This window comes from Acinetobacter sp. YH12086 (assembly GCF_013419345.1).
Classification (GTDB): domain Bacteria; phylum Pseudomonadota; class Gammaproteobacteria; order Pseudomonadales; family Moraxellaceae; genus Acinetobacter; species Acinetobacter amyesii.
The window spans coordinates 510,859-526,747 of record NZ_VPAF01000001.1 but is presented as its reverse complement, the minus strand read 5'-3'; the positions used below and the strand labels follow the sequence as shown (position 1 = coordinate 526,747).

Annotated in this window: 15 protein-coding genes; 3 read left to right on the top strand and 12 right to left on the bottom strand. The window is 41.8% G+C overall.

Annotated elements, in window-relative coordinates; translation table 11 throughout:
* Positions 1-4: 4 nt before the first annotated feature.
* The 6 genes from FTU29_RS02575 to FTU29_RS02550 all read right to left on the bottom strand — a co-directional run bounded on the left by FTU29_RS02575 (position 5) and on the right by FTU29_RS02550 (position 5,735).
* Positions 5-886 (bottom strand): hypothetical protein, encoded by an 882-nt coding sequence (locus FTU29_RS02575; protein WP_180079142.1) that lies wholly within the window; start codon positions 884-886, stop codon positions 5-7.
* Complete coding sequence (locus FTU29_RS02570) at positions 883-1,899, bottom strand: isopenicillin N synthase family oxygenase (protein WP_180120183.1); 1,017 nt, start codon at positions 1,897-1,899, stop codon at positions 883-885. The genes FTU29_RS02575 and FTU29_RS02570 overlap by 4 nt, the downstream gene beginning before the upstream one ends.
* Positions 1,900-1,980: 81 nt before the next feature.
* Positions 1,981-2,862, bottom strand: a complete 882-nt coding sequence (locus FTU29_RS02565) for an ABC transporter ATP-binding protein (RefSeq protein WP_180120182.1) — start codon at positions 2,860-2,862, stop codon at positions 1,981-1,983.
* Positions 2,862-3,806, bottom strand: coding sequence for an ABC transporter permease (locus FTU29_RS02560; RefSeq protein WP_180120180.1), 945 nt, complete (start codon positions 3,804-3,806; stop codon positions 2,862-2,864). Before FTU29_RS02560 ends, FTU29_RS02565 begins: the two co-directional genes overlap by 1 nt.
* Positions 3,807-3,994: 188 nt before the next feature.
* A complete protein-coding gene (locus FTU29_RS02555; protein WP_180120178.1) occupies positions 3,995-4,696 on the bottom strand; it encodes a Sir2 family NAD-dependent protein deacetylase in 702 nt (233 codons plus the stop codon).
* Positions 4,697-4,799: 103 nt separating this feature from the next.
* Positions 4,800-5,735, bottom strand: coding sequence for a LysR substrate-binding domain-containing protein (locus FTU29_RS02550; RefSeq protein WP_180120176.1), 936 nt, complete (start codon positions 5,733-5,735; stop codon positions 4,800-4,802).
* A 246-nt stretch (positions 5,736-5,981) separates the two neighbouring features.
* Between FTU29_RS02550 and FTU29_RS02545 the strand changes: the two genes are divergently transcribed.
* The 3 genes from FTU29_RS02545 to FTU29_RS02535 all read left to right on the top strand — a co-directional run bounded on the left by FTU29_RS02545 (position 5,982) and on the right by FTU29_RS02535 (position 10,128).
* The gene (locus FTU29_RS02545; RefSeq protein ID WP_180120174.1) at positions 5,982-7,202 is read left to right on the top strand and encodes an acyl-CoA dehydrogenase; all 1,221 of its coding nucleotides are present in this window, start codon (positions 5,982-5,984) and stop codon (positions 7,200-7,202) included.
* A gap of 209 nt (positions 7,203-7,411) precedes the next feature.
* Positions 7,412-8,839: an MFS transporter gene (locus tag FTU29_RS02540; protein WP_180120172.1), complete on the top strand. Its 1,428-nt coding sequence runs from the start codon at positions 7,412-7,414 to the stop codon at positions 8,837-8,839.
* 50 nt (positions 8,840-8,889) lie between these two features.
* Complete coding sequence (locus tag FTU29_RS02535) at positions 8,890-10,128, top strand: CaiB/BaiF CoA-transferase family protein (RefSeq protein ID WP_180120170.1); 1,239 nt, start codon at positions 8,890-8,892, stop codon at positions 10,126-10,128.
* A gap of 637 nt (positions 10,129-10,765) precedes the next feature.
* Here FTU29_RS02535 and pcaD read toward each other — a convergent pair.
* The 6 genes from pcaD to FTU29_RS02505 all read right to left on the bottom strand — a co-directional run bounded on the left by pcaD (position 10,766) and on the right by FTU29_RS02505 (position 15,879).
* Positions 10,766-11,545 carry a 3-oxoadipate enol-lactonase gene (gene pcaD, locus FTU29_RS02530; protein WP_180120168.1) on the bottom strand — a complete coding sequence of 260 codons (780 nt, stop codon included), beginning with the start codon at positions 11,543-11,545 and terminating at the stop codon, positions 10,766-10,768.
* A 66-nt stretch (positions 11,546-11,611) separates the two neighbouring features.
* Positions 11,612-12,817, bottom strand: coding sequence for a 3-oxoadipyl-CoA thiolase (gene pcaF / locus FTU29_RS02525; RefSeq protein ID WP_180120166.1), 1,206 nt, complete (start codon positions 12,815-12,817; stop codon positions 11,612-11,614).
* A 126-nt stretch (positions 12,818-12,943) separates the two neighbouring features.
* On the bottom strand, positions 12,944-13,594 hold the full coding sequence (locus FTU29_RS02520; protein ID WP_180120164.1) for a 3-oxoacid CoA-transferase subunit B: 651 nt from the start codon (positions 13,592-13,594) through the stop codon (positions 12,944-12,946).
* A 19-nt stretch (positions 13,595-13,613) separates the two neighbouring features.
* Positions 13,614-14,300: a 3-oxoacid CoA-transferase subunit A gene (locus tag FTU29_RS02515; protein ID WP_078193765.1), complete on the bottom strand. Its 687-nt coding sequence runs from the start codon at positions 14,298-14,300 to the stop codon at positions 13,614-13,616.
* 158 nt (positions 14,301-14,458) lie between these two features.
* A complete protein-coding gene (gene catC / locus FTU29_RS02510) occupies positions 14,459-14,749 on the bottom strand; it encodes a muconolactone Delta-isomerase (protein ID WP_078190886.1) in 291 nt (96 codons plus the stop codon).
* Positions 14,750-14,769: 20 nt separating this feature from the next.
* Positions 14,770-15,879 (bottom strand): muconate/chloromuconate family cycloisomerase, encoded by a 1,110-nt coding sequence (locus tag FTU29_RS02505; RefSeq protein ID WP_180120163.1) that lies wholly within the window; start codon positions 15,877-15,879, stop codon positions 14,770-14,772.
* Positions 15,880-15,889 lie beyond the last annotated feature (10 nt).

Here is a 15,889-nt window from a genome sequence, read left to right as displayed (position 1 = left end):
TTTCCTATAGACATTCTACGGCATGGTACAAGAGGTGCTGTTTTTCATTTTGCAACCAATCTGTACTTTCTGTCGTGGTATCAGTGCGATGCTGAAATGCATAATGTGGAACATAAATATCCACCTCGAACATCAGCTGTATTGCTTGACCATTAATAATGACGTTTTGCATTAAATGTGTTTCATCAATAACTTTGAAATGATCAAAATTAAGTGATTGATCTTGCTGAGAGAAAGTCGTTGTATAGTACTTATGCAGACCATCTACAGCGATGGATACTTCAAAGCTTTCAATCACTTTTTCATACATAGTTGGTGCAGATGATATATCGATGCTGGCAACTGTGTGCTGATCTGTAGGTAAACGGCTCAGTGCGAAAGCCACATGCTTATCACAAATAATTAAACCGCCATCCATCTGCAATGGCTGATGGCTTTCTACATCTAAAGCTGACTTCAAGCGCAGGCCTAAAAATAGCCCTTCATGCACTTGTTGACGCCAGTCTTCGACATACGCATTGCTTGGAGAGAATTCTAAAATACAGTTGCCAATCGCATGTAGTTTTGCAGGTTCTGGCCATTGCACATGATTTTGATAATTTGAGTGTGCTTTAACGTCCCAAGACAATAATTGCTGTTCAGCATCCCAAAGAGTGTTGCCAATCCAGCCTTGACGTTCATTCACTGGCGTATTTTCACGGCTTTTTAAACGTAGATCGATGGTGAAACTACGTGACTGAAACCAATACACAATGGTTTTTTCATCCGTTAATCCATTCGAAAAACTGATACTTTTTCGGCGAAAAGCACCATATAAATAGTCTGGAATAGGACCTGAAACCTCTTGGCTTGCTGGAAGCTGTGCTAAAGCCTGAAATAGATTCATGCGCTTGCTCCTCGTACTTCTGTATTTTCATCCATACCAAATGATGACAATGGCACAGCATTTCTAAGACTCAGCTCACCTGAAGCGACACGTTTTTTGAGATAACTAAAGGTTTGCGCGGTTTGATTAAATAAATGTTCGCCACCAATTAAGGGCTGATATTTGGGCGCGTCAGTAGAATGTACTGGCTCAATGATCGTGTCGTAATTACAGGCACAGAACAGAGGAAAAGAGTAGCGCTCTTCAGAGACTTTTTTAACACGGTGCTTGGTGGCCAAATATTTGCCATTCGACAAAATTTCCATCATGTCGCCAATATTCATCACCAAGGTATTTTCAATCAATGGAATATCCATCCATTCACCTTGTTTATTGAGTACCTGTAAACCCGGTGCCGTCGGCAAGAGCAGTGTAAAACATTCATAGTCTGTATGTGCGCCAATACCTTCAGCATCTTTTACTTCAGGGTCATAGGGATAATGGATTAGACGCAGTTGGCTGGTTGGATGGGTAATTTTACGATCAAAAAAATGCTCATCTACATTCAATGCTAAAGCAAAGGCCTGAAAAATTTGTTCGCTAATACCACGGACATGATGGTAATAATCACTGACCGTACTTTTAAATGTGGCATCATCTGGCCATAACGTAGGGCCCAGCAAGGGAAATGCCGTCGTTTCGCCGTGGTAATCATAATTAACGTCATAGGCTTCTTTTAAGTCGTAGCTGTTGCCTGCAAATTGTTCTTCACCAATCGGCACATAGCCACTGTGATTTTTCGACAGCCCAATATAGTGTTGCATTTTACTGGCGGTATCTTGTTGAAAATAACGCTTTGCCACCTGAATCAGTGATGTCGCAAAATCAAAATTGAACTGATCGCCTTTTAAATATAGAAAACCAACATCTTTACAGGCTTGATCCAATGCAGAGGCTACTTCTAAGCGTTCTGACAGTACCGTACTTTGCATTTTCGATATATCAACAAGTGGCAAAACATAAGATTCATTCATCTTCGATTCCTATAATGTTGGCCGTCCAACGCTGTAGTACATCATTTAGGCCGTCCTAAAGATGAAGAGGGATTAATCCAGTTATTTTTGCGTACTGACTTGGGTCATACGCGGAATTTTTGGTAGGTTTTCCATCGCTGGGTCGAGCTCGTCTTCCTGTGCATGTACTAAGAAATCCACCCGTTCACGCAGTTGTTTAAATTCAGGACTCAGCATGAGTTCAGGATTACGAGGACGGGGTAAATCGACCTCAATAATTTCTTTAATTTCACCAGGATTGGCTTTGAGCGCCACAATACGATCCGCCATTAGAATCGCTTCATCCATATCGTGGGTCACAAAAATAATCGTGATATCAATGTTTTGCCAAAGATCCATTAAATGTTTTTGCATTTTTTGACGGGTATGCGGGTCAAGCGCGCCAAACGGCTCATCCATCAATAATATTTTTGGTTCATTGACCAATGCGCGGGCAATAGCAACGCGCTGTTTCATTCCGCCAGACAGTTGATGCGGGTACTGATCTTGGTATTTTTCTAGACCAATAATATCAATCCATTCGCGGGCGCTGGATTCAGCCGAGGCATTGCTGGCACCTTTCATTAAAGGGCCAAACATCACATTTTCTTTGACCGTTTTCCATGGAAAAAGCGTGTAGCCTTGAAAAACCATGCCACGCTCAGGGCTTGGGCCTTCAATGACTTGGCCATCGACCAGCAATTCACCGCTACTGTAAGGGTCAAGTCCAGCCACAATTCGGCTAAAGGTCGATTTACCGCAACCCGATGGGCCAATCACGCAGATAAATTCACGTTTATGAATCTTTAAATCCAACTGATTTAAAATAGTGCGTTCAGTTTTGCCGTGCTTAAAACTTTGTGTAAGTTTTTTTGCTTCTAAAATGACAGGGCGTGCATAAATTGCATCGAAATAAGTGCTGGCATTAAATTCTGTGCTGTTCATTATTTTGCTCCTGCTTTCCATTTAAATAGACGTTGACCGAGTTTCATTAGCACCACATCGCATACCAAACCAATCACCCCAATGATGAGGATCGTGGCATAAACATTGTCAAAGTTTTGGTAACGCGCTTGTTGGGTAATAAACCACGTAATCCCAGAGGTTGTGCCAATCAGTTCAGATACGATCAGATAGGTCCAAGCCCAGCCGAGCAAGACACGCAAGTCGCGGTAAATATCTGGTAGTGCCGCTGGAATAACCACATGAAATAAGCTTTTTAATTTATTGGTACCTAGCGTAAAACCTGCTTCAATCAGGCCTCGGTCAACCATCCGTGTGGTATTGGCAATAATCAGAATTTGCTGAAACAGCGTACCAATCACGATAATGGCGATTTTAGGTGCATCATTAATGCCTAAAATCGCAACGGCTAATGCACCAAAAGCAGGAGCGGGCAAGTAGCGGAAAAACTCAACAAAGGGTTCGGTCAGTTGTGATATTTTTTGAGAAAAACCGCAAAGAATCCCCAGCGGAATACCGATGAGAGAGGCAATAAAAAAAGCGCTGAACACAATTTTAATACTGTGCCATAAGCTTTGATGAAACCATGGGGCATCAGGTTGGGCAGGTGGAGTTATAAAAGCCGTAACTAATGCTTTTGCTACTTCGTGCGGTGCAGGTAAATAGATTGGATTGACCAGTTTACCTTGAGGTGGTGCTAAACCTGCATTGACCGCAGATTGCGCTTCGGCATAAAACACCGCTTTGTCTACACGGCTATCGACTTGCAAATACGACACACTGCCAGACTGCGTAATTTGCACCTGTGGATGCCATAAAAATGGCAAATAACTCACTGCACACCAAATAAGCACAGGAATTAAAAATGATCCTAAGCCAAGCAATAGCTTGCTTCTCGGACTGAGCTCTCTTGCGACATAACCCATACTGACCAAGCCCCAATATTACTTTTTTAATAAAACGTAATACTATTAAGCAATTTGAATGCCAAACGCTTGTATGCCGTGTTTTATTGGCCTTATGCAAAGTTAGATAGGCTATAAACAGCAAAAAGCCTGCAAAAGAAGCAGGCAATATTAGTTTTTTTGATCGATACTGATGCCAAAATGTGTTTTTATGGCGCAACCAATTGCAAAAAAAGTTTTTTCATTCCTTCACTCGCACCCGCTTTAATCAATTGATACTGCTCAGGTACACGCTGATAATCTGCTTTCGGGTCGATATAAAATGCACGGCAGTTGGCAGGGATTTCGTGAATCAATCCAGCCACAGGATAGACAGCCAGACTCGTGCCAATCACAATAAAAATATCCGCGCTTTGTACGCTTATGCTGGCATCGTCATAAGCTGGAACTGCTTCGCCAAACCACACCACATGGGGCCTGAGTGGATAACCAGCTGGGCATTTGTCTGTATCTAAATTTAAATCTGAACCTTCTACTTTAAATAGTTCTTCTGGGTGTGGAGCCTGAGGGCCAGAGCTTTTAGCGTAGCGAATATTACCATGCAAATGCAGTACATTGTGACTGCCTGCACGTTCGTGTAAGTCATCAATATTTTGTGTAATAACTTGAACATCAAAAAAATCATCGAGTTCTGCAATCAATTTATGCGCTGCATTTGGCTCTGCGGCTAAAATATGTTTACGGCGTTCATTATAAAAACGCTGTACTAAAGCAGGGTCACGTGCCCAGGCTTCAGGTGTGGCCACATCTTCAATACGATGCTGCTCCCAAAGACCATCACTGTCACGGAAGGTATTGATGCCGCTTTCTGCGCTCATACCAGCACCTGAAAACACCACAATTTTTTGCATAGATTATAGCCTTATATTTTAATTGATGCGTCCATTAGGTACGGTTACATGTATTGAACGAATAATTCAGCGAATTTACTGTACTCAAAATATAGCGATTACTTCAACTGATCAGGTGCAATTCTTGTAGCACCCAATCGACAAATTTTTGTATTTGCGGTGAACTGTCTTGGCTCGAGTGGACTAAATAATATTTTCGGCTACCGTGCAATTTTTTATTTGATGCAATCACCAATTCTTTTTTTCTCAGTTCAGCTTCAATCAGCATTTGTGGAATCAGTGCCATTCCCATGCCATGACTGGCTGCAACAGAAAGCATAGAAAATAATTCATGTCGCTGACCATCAAATGGTTTGGGATGCTGAAGCTGATGGGCTTGAAACCATTCTTGCCAAATACTTGGACGGGTTGTTTGCTGTAATAAGGGTAATTGAAGCAATTCATCATCGCTTAAATTAAAACTTTGATCATCTGTCATTTCCGCAAGTGGAAAGTTGTTTTCAATCAATTTGGGTGAACAAACGGGAACCACTTCTTCATCCATTAAATAATGCGCTTGAATGCCGGGCCAATGCTCAATTTGCTGTTGCGTTCCTGCAAAAATAGCCGCGTCAAAGACATTTTCATTAAATAAAAAAGGTTTGGTACTGGTTTCTAAATGCACGGTAATTTCAGGATGCTGTGCATTTAAATTATTTAATTTTGGCAACAGCCAACGTGTGGCAAAGGTTGGCACAACGCCCAGCTTTAAAGTACCGCCTAAGCCTTTGTGCGTCATGATATCAGAGGTGCTTTTTTCGATGCCTTGCAAAAAGGGTTTAATACTTTTTGCATATTGTTTGCCTGCTTCTGTGAGATCTACACCGTGACGCGTTCGGCTAAATAGCGTGACACCTAGATATTCTTCTAGCTGTTGAATTTGGCGTGACACAGCACTTTGCGTAATAAATAACTCTTGAGAAGCATGCGTATAACTTGCGTGTTTTGCAGCAGATTCAAAGCAAATTAAGCTTTGCAATGATGGAATATTACGCCGCATAGATAAAGTCCTTTTTATCGAGAGGTATCACAAAATGGCATATAAGAATGATTTTCATATACCACTATAGTCTATAAATAAAGCAATCCATCGCTTAAATCAGTGGCTAAAGTGCTTAATACGCCGCGAACAAAGCTCAGGTATGCGAAAGGCGCATATCTACATGCAAATTAATCGTTTGAATGAATCACTTTTCACACATAGCATCGAATAAAACAAAGAAAGCCCGAAAAAGCAGAGGATGCGATGAATCAAATGGTCAATGTAAAAAAACCAAAAGTACAATTTAACTGGCAAGATCCGTTTCTTTTGGAACAGCAATTAACTGAAGAAGAACGCATGATTCGCGATACTGCGCATGCATACTGTCAAGAGCGTTTACAGCCACGTGTACTCGAACAATTCCGCCATGAAAAAACCGATGCATCTATTTTCCGAGAAATGGGCGAACTTGGCTTACTTGGCCCAACGATTCCAGAGCAATACGGCGGCGCAGGTCTAAACTATGTTAGTTACGGTTTAATTGCGCGTGAAATTGAATATGTGGATTCTGGCTACCGCTCAATGGCCAGCGTTCAAAGTTCTTTGGTGATGGTGCCAATTAATGAATTTGGCTCTGAAGAGCAAAAACAGAAATACCTACCAAAACTGGCAACAGGCGAATACATTGGCTGTTTTGGTTTAACTGAACCAGATCATGGCTCTGACCCAGGTAGCATGATTACTCGTGCAAAAAAAGTCGAAGGTGGCTATCGTCTCACGGGTGCAAAAATGTGGATTACCAACAGCCCAATTGCCGACGTGTTTGTTGTTTGGGCGAAAGAAGTATCGCCTGAAGGTAATATTGGTGACATTCGTGGTTTTATTTTAGAAAAAGGCTGGGAAGGTCTATCTGCTCCAGCAATTCACGGTAAAGTTGGCTTACGTGCATCGATTACCGGTGAAATTGTGATGGACAATGTCTTTGTCCCTGAAGAGAATGCTTTTCCAGAAGTACGTGGTTTAAAAGGTCCATTTACCTGTCTAAATAGTGCTCGTTATGGTATCGCTTGGGGCGCAATGGGCGCCGCAGAATTCTGCTGGCATACAGCGCACCAATATACTATGGACCGTAAACAGTTTGGCCGACCATTGGCAGCGAATCAGCTGATTCAAAAGAAACTGGCAGATATGCAAACTGAGATTGCCTTGGGTTTACAAGCTGCGCTTCGATTTGGACGTATGAAAGATGAAGGCATTGCTGCTGTAGAAGGCACATCACTCATTAAACGTAACAACTGTGGCAAGGCTTTAGATATTGCCCGTGTTGCGCGTGACATGATGGGTGGTAACGGCATTTCTGATGAGTTTGGTGTTGCCCGCCATCTGGTCAATCTCGAAGTCGTCAACACGTATGAAGGAACGCATGATGTACATGCACTGATCTTAGGTCGTGCACAAACAGGCATCGCGGCTTTTAGTAACTAATTGAATTATATATCGATAAGGTGCTCTGCATAGAGTGCCTTAGAGACTTTTTATGCAAAAATAAACTTAATCAATAAAGGATTCATCGTGAAACACTCTTGTAACTCTGTGCAATAGCCTGAGCAGTGATGAAATAAAAAGAATAAAAAAGGCAAATGTGCAGACATAGGAATGCCGATGACTCATTTGGGAAAATGAGGAACAAGGAAATGAATAACGAAATGCAAAACGGAGCAGGAACGCTCAAATTGCCTTCTAACGTGGGCACGATGCATCGTATTACAAGCAACACTTGGAAAATGGCTTTTATTTTTGCCTTTATTTCTTTGGTGATTGATGGTGTAGACATCATGTTGCTGTCATTCAGCCTGACCAGTTTAAAGGCTGAATTTGGTTTAAGTACATTTCAAGCCGGAATGCTCGGTAGTTCTTCTTTAGCAGGGATGGCGCTGGGTGGTATTTCGGGTGGATGGGCGTGCGATAAATTTGGCCGTGTGAAAACTATTGCTTGGTCGGTAGTATTTTTCTCAATCATGACCTGTATTTTAGGCTTTACCCAAAGCTATGAACAATTTTTAATTTTACGTTTTATTGGCGCTTTTGGACTGGGTTCTCTTTACATGGCGTGTAATACGCTGATGGCAGAATATGTACCAACCAAATACCGCACAACGGTACTTGGGACTTTGCAAACCGGTCAAACCGTGGGTTATATCGTTGCAACGCTGATGGCGGGTGCCATTATTCCAGATCACGGCTGGCGGATGCTATTTTATGTCACAATTATTCCTGCTGCTTTTGCCCTGATCTTTATGCGTTTTGTTCCTGAACCAAAATCTTGGCAGGAAGCAAAAATTGAGCAGCTAAAACGCCGTGAATTAAAACTTGAGCCTGTACAGCAACATGCTGCAGCCAATCAAAATGCGCCTTCTGAAAGTATTTATAAACATATTTTTGGACATACCAATCATCGCAAAATGTTCTTCTTTTGGATGTCGACCGCTGCATTTCTACAATTCGGTTATTACGGTGTCAACAACTGGATGCCAACGTATTTAGAAACTGAACTCAGCATGAACTTTAAAGCCATGACTGGCTATATGGTAGGTGCATATACCGCCATGATTTTGGGTAAAATTTTAGCAGGCTATGCCGCTGACAAATTCGGACGTCGTATTACCTTTGTGTTTGGTACGGTAGCTACGGCAGCATTCTTACCGATCATCATTTTCTATAACACACCAACCAACATCGCCTATTTACTCGTAACTTTCGGTTTCCTATACGGTATTCCATACGGTGTAAATGCAACGTATATGGCAGAAAGTTTCTCTACGGATGTACGCGGAACAGCCATTGGTGGTGCTTACAATATGGGACGTTTGGGCGCAGCCATAGCACCAGCAACCATTGGTATGATTGCCGCTGGCGGATCGTTCACTATGGCCTTTATTGTAATGGGTGCTGCGTACTTTATTGCAGGTGTTATTCCGGGCTTGTTCATTCGTGAACGTCAATATGATCCCCAGCAAGCATCACTTTCTTCAGATGCGGAAAAAGAAAAACTGGCAAGTTTAGATATACATGTCGCTGAAGCAGAGCAAAAAGCGTCTGCAAAAACTGCAACAGTAAAATAAATAAAAAATCTGTGCCATAGCTCAATACTATGGCACATCTGGAGTGAACTATGGGTGCATTAAAAGGAATTCGTGTATTGGACTTAAGCCGTGTTTTGGCAGGTCCTTGGTGCGGTCAAATTTTGGCTGATTTAGGTGCAGAGGTAATCAAAATTGAGCGTCCAAAAGTCGGGGATGATACACGTATGTGGGGACCACCTTGGATGCCAAATCAGCAAGGTCAAGCGACGAAAGAATCAGGCTATTACCAATGTGCGAACCGCAATAAATATTCTGTAGCCATTGATATTGCTAGTGAAGAAGGGCAAGCCCTAGTCCGTGAAATTGCTAAAACGGCAGATGTCGTGATTGAAAACTACAAAGCAGGCTCACTTGCCAAATATGGTTTGGATTATGCATCGCTCAGTGCGCTAAATCCAAATATCGTATATTGCTCAATTACTGGTTTTGGTCAGGATGGTCCACGTGCGGAAGAACCAGGCTATGACTTTATCATTCAAGGTATTTCCGGTTTGATGAGTATTACTGGTGAATCTGATGATGTAATCGGTGGTGGCGCACAAAAGGTGGGGGTCGCTGTGGTCGATATTCAGACCGGACTGTACTCAACGATTGCCATTCAGGCTGCATTGTTGGCGCGGCAGCATACAGGACGCGGTCAATATATCGATATGTCATTACTCGATGTACAGGTGGCGGCTTTGGCCAATCAAGGTATGAACTATTTGACCTCGGGTAAAGCACCCAAGCGTATGGGAAATAATCACCCGAATATTGTGCCGTATCAAACCTTTAAAGCCAAAGATAAGGAATTTATTATTGCCTGTGGTAATGATAAGCAATTTAAAGACTTGTGTATTGCGATTGGCTATACAGAACTGTTAGATCAACCAAACTATTTACGTAATCAAGATCGAGTGAAGCACCGTGAGGAATTAATTCCATTATTGAGTGCCTATTTTCTGACTCAAGATGCTCAAGTTTGGGTCGATGCGATTCATGCGGTAAAAGTGCCTGTGGGTGTAATCAACTCTGTAGAAGACGCATTAAATGAACCGCAAATTCAACATCGTCAAATGGTGGTGAATATTCCACATGCTTTAAATCATGATTTTAAAGTGATTGGATCACCGATGAAATTATCTGATACGCCTGTAGAATACCGTCATGCACCGCCGCAGTTAGGGCAGCACACAATCGAAATTTTGTCCCAATTTAAAACTGAAGCTGAATTAAATGAATTGGCTGCACAAGGTATCATTGATCAACTCAATCATCCTGCAGCTTAAAATTTTATGGGATTATTCTTCAAACTATTCTTCAATATATGGGCTTAAACGCCTATGTGGAATGAGTGGAGTTAAAAGTTTAGACCGAAGGACTCCAATACTTCGGTCTTTTTCAATATCAATATTCATTTACGGAGTGCTTTTAATGTTAATTTATCTAGATAAAGTATAATTATTCATTAAAGCTTGGGCCTGCAATACGGTCTTTATTTTTTCGTATGAAAGAGATGTCCATACTTTTGCGCCTTGATATTTTTTCTTTAAGCTATAACTTTAAAATTCTGGAATCCACAAACCAATTTCCGCAAAGCTGCAGGCAATAAGCATTTATATGCCTATTTTTCAAGTCTACTAATTGCACAGAAAGATCTCGATACCACCTCCATTGGCGAGAGTATAAGTCTTTATATCCTTAATACGCTGAGTTGTAACATCTGCATTAGAAATCGTAGAACTAAAGCCAATGATTAAACTAGAAAGCAATATTGATCCGTTTTTTATATAGATGAATCATTCTTCTAATTGTCCATTTATTTTAAGAACGGACATTAAATCAAAGCCTTCAAACGAAATAAAGCCCTGCACAATCGCAAGGCTCTATTTTAATAACATTACATTGAATTTGTTCAGCTGCTTATTATTGCTGTATAAAATTCTGCAAAGCCTGATTAAATGCATCTGGCTGTTCAATGTTTGAAATATGCGATGCATTAATTTCAAATAATTGGCTATTTGCAATGTGTTCTTGCATGAATTGACCATCTGCAACTGTGGTTACGGGGTCTTGTTGACCTGCAATAATTAATACAGGTACGTGAATAGACGAGATTTCATTGCGTAAATCCGCTTTAGCCAAAGCTTCACAACAACTTGCATAACCTTCTGGGCTGCCAGCTCCGAGGTCGTTACTCAAAGATTGTACAGTTGCCGTGTTACTTTGGATAAAGGGTTCTGTAAACCATCGTGATGCTGCCGTTTCTGCAATTGGTTTCAAACCTTGTTGACGGACTAACTGCGCACGTTCATTCCAAGCTGATTCTTGCCCAATTTTTGCAGCGGTATTGCATATAATGACATGGTTAAAGCGTTTAGGATGATGTATTGCAAGCCATTGGCCTGTTAAACCACCCATCGATATTCCACAAAATGCGGCTTGTTGAATACTTAAATGATCCAATAAATGGATGACATCTGTACCCAATTGATCAAGGCTATATGGCCCTTGAGGGGCAGAAGATGCACCATGACCACGTGTATCATAACAAATGACAAAATAATCCTGCTGCAGCGCCTCTATCTGAGGCTGCCACATGTTGAACTTTGTGCCTAAAGAGTTAGAAAAGACAATCGCAGGTTGTGTGTGGTCACCAAAAGTTGCGTAATTAATCGTTGCATCATTGGATATAAATGTAGGCATGTTTTGAATCCTTAATTTTATAAATCCCCTAAATCCCCCTATGAGAAGGAGGACTTTTATTGAGGATTAAACACGTTCAATAATCAAAGCGATGCCTTGACCGACACCAATGCACATCGAACAGAGGGCATATTGACCTGAAATTTCCTCAAGCTGATTTAATGCAGTCGTGACTAAACGTGCTCCAGATGCACCTAATGGATGACCCAAAGCAATAGCGCCACCGTTTGGATTAACATGTTTAGCACCATCTTCTAAACCTAATTCACGGGTAACCGCTAAGGCTTGAGCCGCAAAAGCTTCATTCAGCTCGATCACATCCATTTGTTCAAGGCTTAGACCTGTTTGAGCTAATAGCTTTTTGATGGCAGGCGCAGGACCAAAGCCCATGATTTTGGGTTCAACACCCACCACCGTTGCCGCAATAATTTTGGCTCGTGGCTTTAACTTAAATTTGTTAACAGCATCATCTGAAGCAATCAGTAGTGCAGCCGCACCATCATTGATTCCTGAAGCATTGCCCGCAGTTACCGTACCATCTGCTTTCACCACAGGTTTGAGTTTTGCCAAACCTTCTGCTGTCGTCGATGCGCGTGGATGCTCATCTGTATCGACTATCAGTGGGTCGCCTTTACGCTGTGGAATGATTACAGAGATGATTTCTTTCTCAAAAAAACCATTGGCTTGTGCAGCAGCTGTACGGCGCTGACTTTCTAAGGCAAAAGCATCTTGATCAGCACGGTTAATATTGAATTGTTCTGCCACATTTTCAGCAGTTTGAGGCATGGTTTCCACGCCATACATTTGTTTGAGTATTGGATTGATAAAACGCCAGCCCATGGTGGTGTCTTCAATCTTTTGACTACGTCCATAAGCGCTTTCAGATTTACCCATTACAAAGGGTGCACGGGACATACTTTCTACACCACCAGCAATAATTAAGTCTGCTTCATTTGCTTTAATTGCACGGGCTGCCATCGCAATTGCATCAAGTGATGAACCACAAAGTCGGTTCACAGTTGTAGCAGGAACTTGAAAAGGGACACCTGCGAGTAGCGACGACATTCGTGCAACATTACGGTTATCTTCACCGGCTTGGTTCGCACAGCCGTAAATCACGTCATCAACAGACTCCCAAGCAATACTTGGATTTCGCTGCATCAGTGCCTTGATAGGTAAGGCACCTAGGTCGTCGGTACGCACTGCTGCTAAACCGCCCGCATAGCGACCGAAAGGGGTGCGGATTGCATCAATAATATAGGCATTTTTCATTTTATAAATCCTAAAAACTCAGCTCCTCCCTTTTTAAAGGGAGGTTGGGAGGGATTTACAGGAAGTTAATTTTTGAATATTAATCCTCCCTAAATCCCTCCTTTAATCAAGGAGGGACTCTTTGCTTTAAGCTGTCGCATCAATCAGCTTTGCACCGGTCATTGACTGTAATTCGTCAAAGCTCAGACCCTCAACTTTTTCAATCACTTTCATGCCTTCAACTGTTACATCAATCACGCACAAATCTGTGTAAATACGATCGACACATTGCAGGCCTGTCGCAGGGTATGACAATTCAGCGACAATTTTCGGTTCACCTTTTTTGGTCACATGGTCTGTAGTAATAAAGACTTTTTTCGCCCCAACAGCCAAATCCATTGCACCTCCTACAGCAGGAATTGCATCTGGCGCACCAGTATGCCAATTTGCTAAGTCACCATTTTGGGCAACCTGAAAAGCGCCTAATACTGCAATATCTAAATGCCCGCCACGCATCATGGCAAAAGAGTCACCGTGATGAAAAAAGCAGCCACCCGTTTGCATAGTGACAAACTCTTTTCCTGCATTAATTAATTCAGGGTCTTCTTCGCCTTTAGCCGGAGGAGGACCAAAAGCCAAAAGGCCATTTTCTGAATGTAGAAACACATCTTTGTCTGATGGTAAATAATTTGAAATTTTAGTGGGTAAGCCAATGCCTAAATTGACATAAGCACCATCTGGAATATCCTGTGCAACACGTTCTGCAATTTGATCACGGGTTAATTTGGTATAGCTCATGGTTCTTTCCTCACGTGATTTATGCAGATTGCTCAAGCTGTGCAGGTTGAACAGCAACAACATGTTGTACAAAAATGCCAGGGGTAATAATGTGCTCTGGGTCCAATGCACCAAGTTCAACCACTTCTGAGACTTGAGCAATCGTCACATCTGCCGCCATGGCCATAATGGGGCCAAAATTACGCGCTGATTTGTTGTAAACCAAGTTGCCCCAGCGGTCGCCCTGATGAGCTTTGATTAAAGCAAAATCAGCTTTAATTGGATTTTCGAGGACAAAATCTTTGCCTTCATAATTGAGTGTAGGTTTGCCTTCTGCCAACAACGTACCAAAACCTGTTGGTGTATAAATTGGACCCAAACCCATGCCTGCCGCCTGGATACGGCAAGCCAAATTACCTTGTGGTACAAGCTCAAGTTCTATTTTTCCTGCACGGTATAGCTCATCGAACACCCAAGAGTCGGATTGGCGAGGGAAAGAACAAATCATCTTACGAACAGCACCGGCTTTGAGTAATTTAGCCAATCCATAGTCACCATTCCCTGCATTGTTGTTGACGATGATGAGATCTTTGATGCCAAGTTCAATCAGTCCATCAATCAGTTCAGCAGGCTGACCAGCCGTACCGAAGCCGCCAATCATAATGGTAGATCCATCCTTAATTTGAGAAAGTGCTTCTGTTAAGGAAGCGGTACTTTTATCAATCATGCTACGATCCTTCATCAAGAACGATAAAACTATTTACCTGACTAACCACTTCAGTCATACAAGGCAGATAATCTTTTATTTCAAATATTTACAAACTTAAATAAAAATGCAGATCAATGGACTTCAATCATGTGCTACACAATTGGAATCCAATCGCATCAGCTATCATCACTACGAACAGAAGAGGGATGACGATTTAAAGCCATAACTTCAATATTCATATACGGGTAAAGGGGTAATCCTTGTAAAATGTTGTGTAACTCTTCATTGCTTTCAACATCAAAAATACTGATATTTGAATATTGACCAGTAATGCGCCAGATATGGCGCCATTTACCTTGACGTTGTAGATCTTGTGAATAAGCTTTTTCTACAGCTTTAATTTCATTGGCTTTTTCGACTGGCATATCTAATGGAATATTGACATCCATGCGTACTTGGAAAAGCATTTCTCACTCCTAGCTAAATATTATTTACGACGTAAGTCATCAATTTTGTTTTCATCAATTTCAATCCCTAAACCGGCTGTGGTCGGAATCTTGAGTTCGAAATCTTGATATTGAAGTGGGTTTTTTAAAATTTCTTCAGTCAACAGCAATGGACCAAAAAGCTCTGTGCCATAAGCTAAATTGTCAAATGTAGAAAATGCATGTGCCGATGCAATAGTGCCCACAGGGCCTTCAAGCATGGTTCCACCATATAAATCGATACCCGCAAGTTTGGCGATTTTAGAAACCTCACAGCCTTCGATTAAACCACCAGACTGTGCAACTTTGACTGCAAAAACAGAGGCAGAATTGTGCCGCGCAAGTTGATATGCCGTTTGCGGACCCATCAATGATTCATCTGCCATAATGGCTATATCAAAACGACGAGTTAAACGGCGCATCGCGTCAATGTTATCGATTGCACAAGGCTGCTCAATCAGATCGACACCACCATCTTGTAACAATTGAATGCCTTTAATGGCATCTAGTTCAGACCATGCACGGTTGACATCTACACGTATAGAAATGTCTGAACCTAATGCTTTTTTAATGGCTAAAACATGCTCAACATCAGCTTCAACGGGGCGTGAACCGATTTTAAGTTTGAAAATATTGTGTCGTTTTGCCGCAATCATTTTTTGTGCTTCGGCAATGTCTTTTTCCGTATTGCCAGATGCAAGTACCCAAAGAACAGGTAAGCTGTCACGTAAACGACCGCCCAATAATTCACTCAAAGGCAGATTTAAACGCTGCGCCAAAATATCGAGTAGCGCCGTTTGAATGGCACATTTAGCAAAGCGATTGCCGTTAATATTACGTTTAATGGCTTGCATGGTTTGAGCAACATTCAAACCAGTGAGGGTTTTCAGTAAAGGACTAAAATAAGTTTCAATATTGGTACGAATGCTTTCAGGGCTTTCTTCACCATAGCCTAGACCACCAATCGTCGTCGCTTCACCCCAACCGATATAACCATCTTCGGTGGTGATTTTAATCAAAACAAGGGTTTGCGTTTGCATGGTTGCAACAGCCATCTTGTGCGGACGGATTGTTGGGATTTCCACGAGCAGGGTTTCAATCGACTTATACATCTTGCGTATT

What these genes read in the sequence shown, in the direction of transcription:
- FTU29_RS02520 (WP_180120164.1), bottom strand. Translation starts at nt 13,594, where the DNA reads ATGAGCTATACCAAATTAACCCGTGATCAAATTGCAGAACGTGTTGCA.
- FTU29_RS02505 (WP_180120163.1), bottom strand. Translation starts at nt 15,879, where the DNA reads ATGTATAAGTCGATTGAAACCCTGCTCGTGGAAATCCCAACAATCCGT.
- FTU29_RS02540 (WP_180120172.1), top strand. Translation starts at nt 7,412, where the DNA reads ATGAATAACGAAATGCAAAACGGAGCAGGAACGCTCAAATTGCCTTCT.
- pcaF (WP_180120166.1), bottom strand. Translation starts at nt 12,817, where the DNA reads ATGAAAAATGCCTATATTATTGATGCAATCCGCACCCCTTTCGGTCGC.
- FTU29_RS02535 (WP_180120170.1), top strand. Translation starts at nt 8,890, where the DNA reads ATGGGTGCATTAAAAGGAATTCGTGTATTGGACTTAAGCCGTGTTTTG.
- FTU29_RS02570 (WP_180120183.1), bottom strand. Translation starts at nt 1,899, where the DNA reads ATGAATGAATCTTATGTTTTGCCACTTGTTGATATATCGAAAATGCAA.
- FTU29_RS02545 (WP_180120174.1), top strand. Translation starts at nt 5,982, where the DNA reads ATGAATCAAATGGTCAATGTAAAAAAACCAAAAGTACAATTTAACTGG.
- FTU29_RS02575 (WP_180079142.1), bottom strand. Translation starts at nt 886, where the DNA reads ATGAATCTATTTCAGGCTTTAGCACAGCTTCCAGCAAGCCAAGAGGTT.
- FTU29_RS02550 (WP_180120176.1), bottom strand. Translation starts at nt 5,735, where the DNA reads ATGCGGCGTAATATTCCATCATTGCAAAGCTTAATTTGCTTTGAATCT.
- FTU29_RS02515 (WP_078193765.1), bottom strand. Translation starts at nt 14,300, where the DNA reads ATGATTGATAAAAGTACCGCTTCCTTAACAGAAGCACTTTCTCAAATT.
- FTU29_RS02555 (WP_180120178.1), bottom strand. Translation starts at nt 4,696, where the DNA reads ATGCAAAAAATTGTGGTGTTTTCAGGTGCTGGTATGAGCGCAGAAAGC.
- pcaD (WP_180120168.1), bottom strand. Translation starts at nt 11,545, where the DNA reads ATGCCTACATTTATATCCAATGATGCAACGATTAATTACGCAACTTTT.
- catC (WP_078190886.1), bottom strand. Translation starts at nt 14,749, where the DNA reads ATGCTTTTCCAAGTACGCATGGATGTCAATATTCCATTAGATATGCCA.
- FTU29_RS02560 (WP_180120180.1), bottom strand. Translation starts at nt 3,806, where the DNA reads ATGGGTTATGTCGCAAGAGAGCTCAGTCCGAGAAGCAAGCTATTGCTT.
- FTU29_RS02565 (WP_180120182.1), bottom strand. Translation starts at nt 2,862, where the DNA reads ATGAACAGCACAGAATTTAATGCCAGCACTTATTTCGATGCAATTTAT.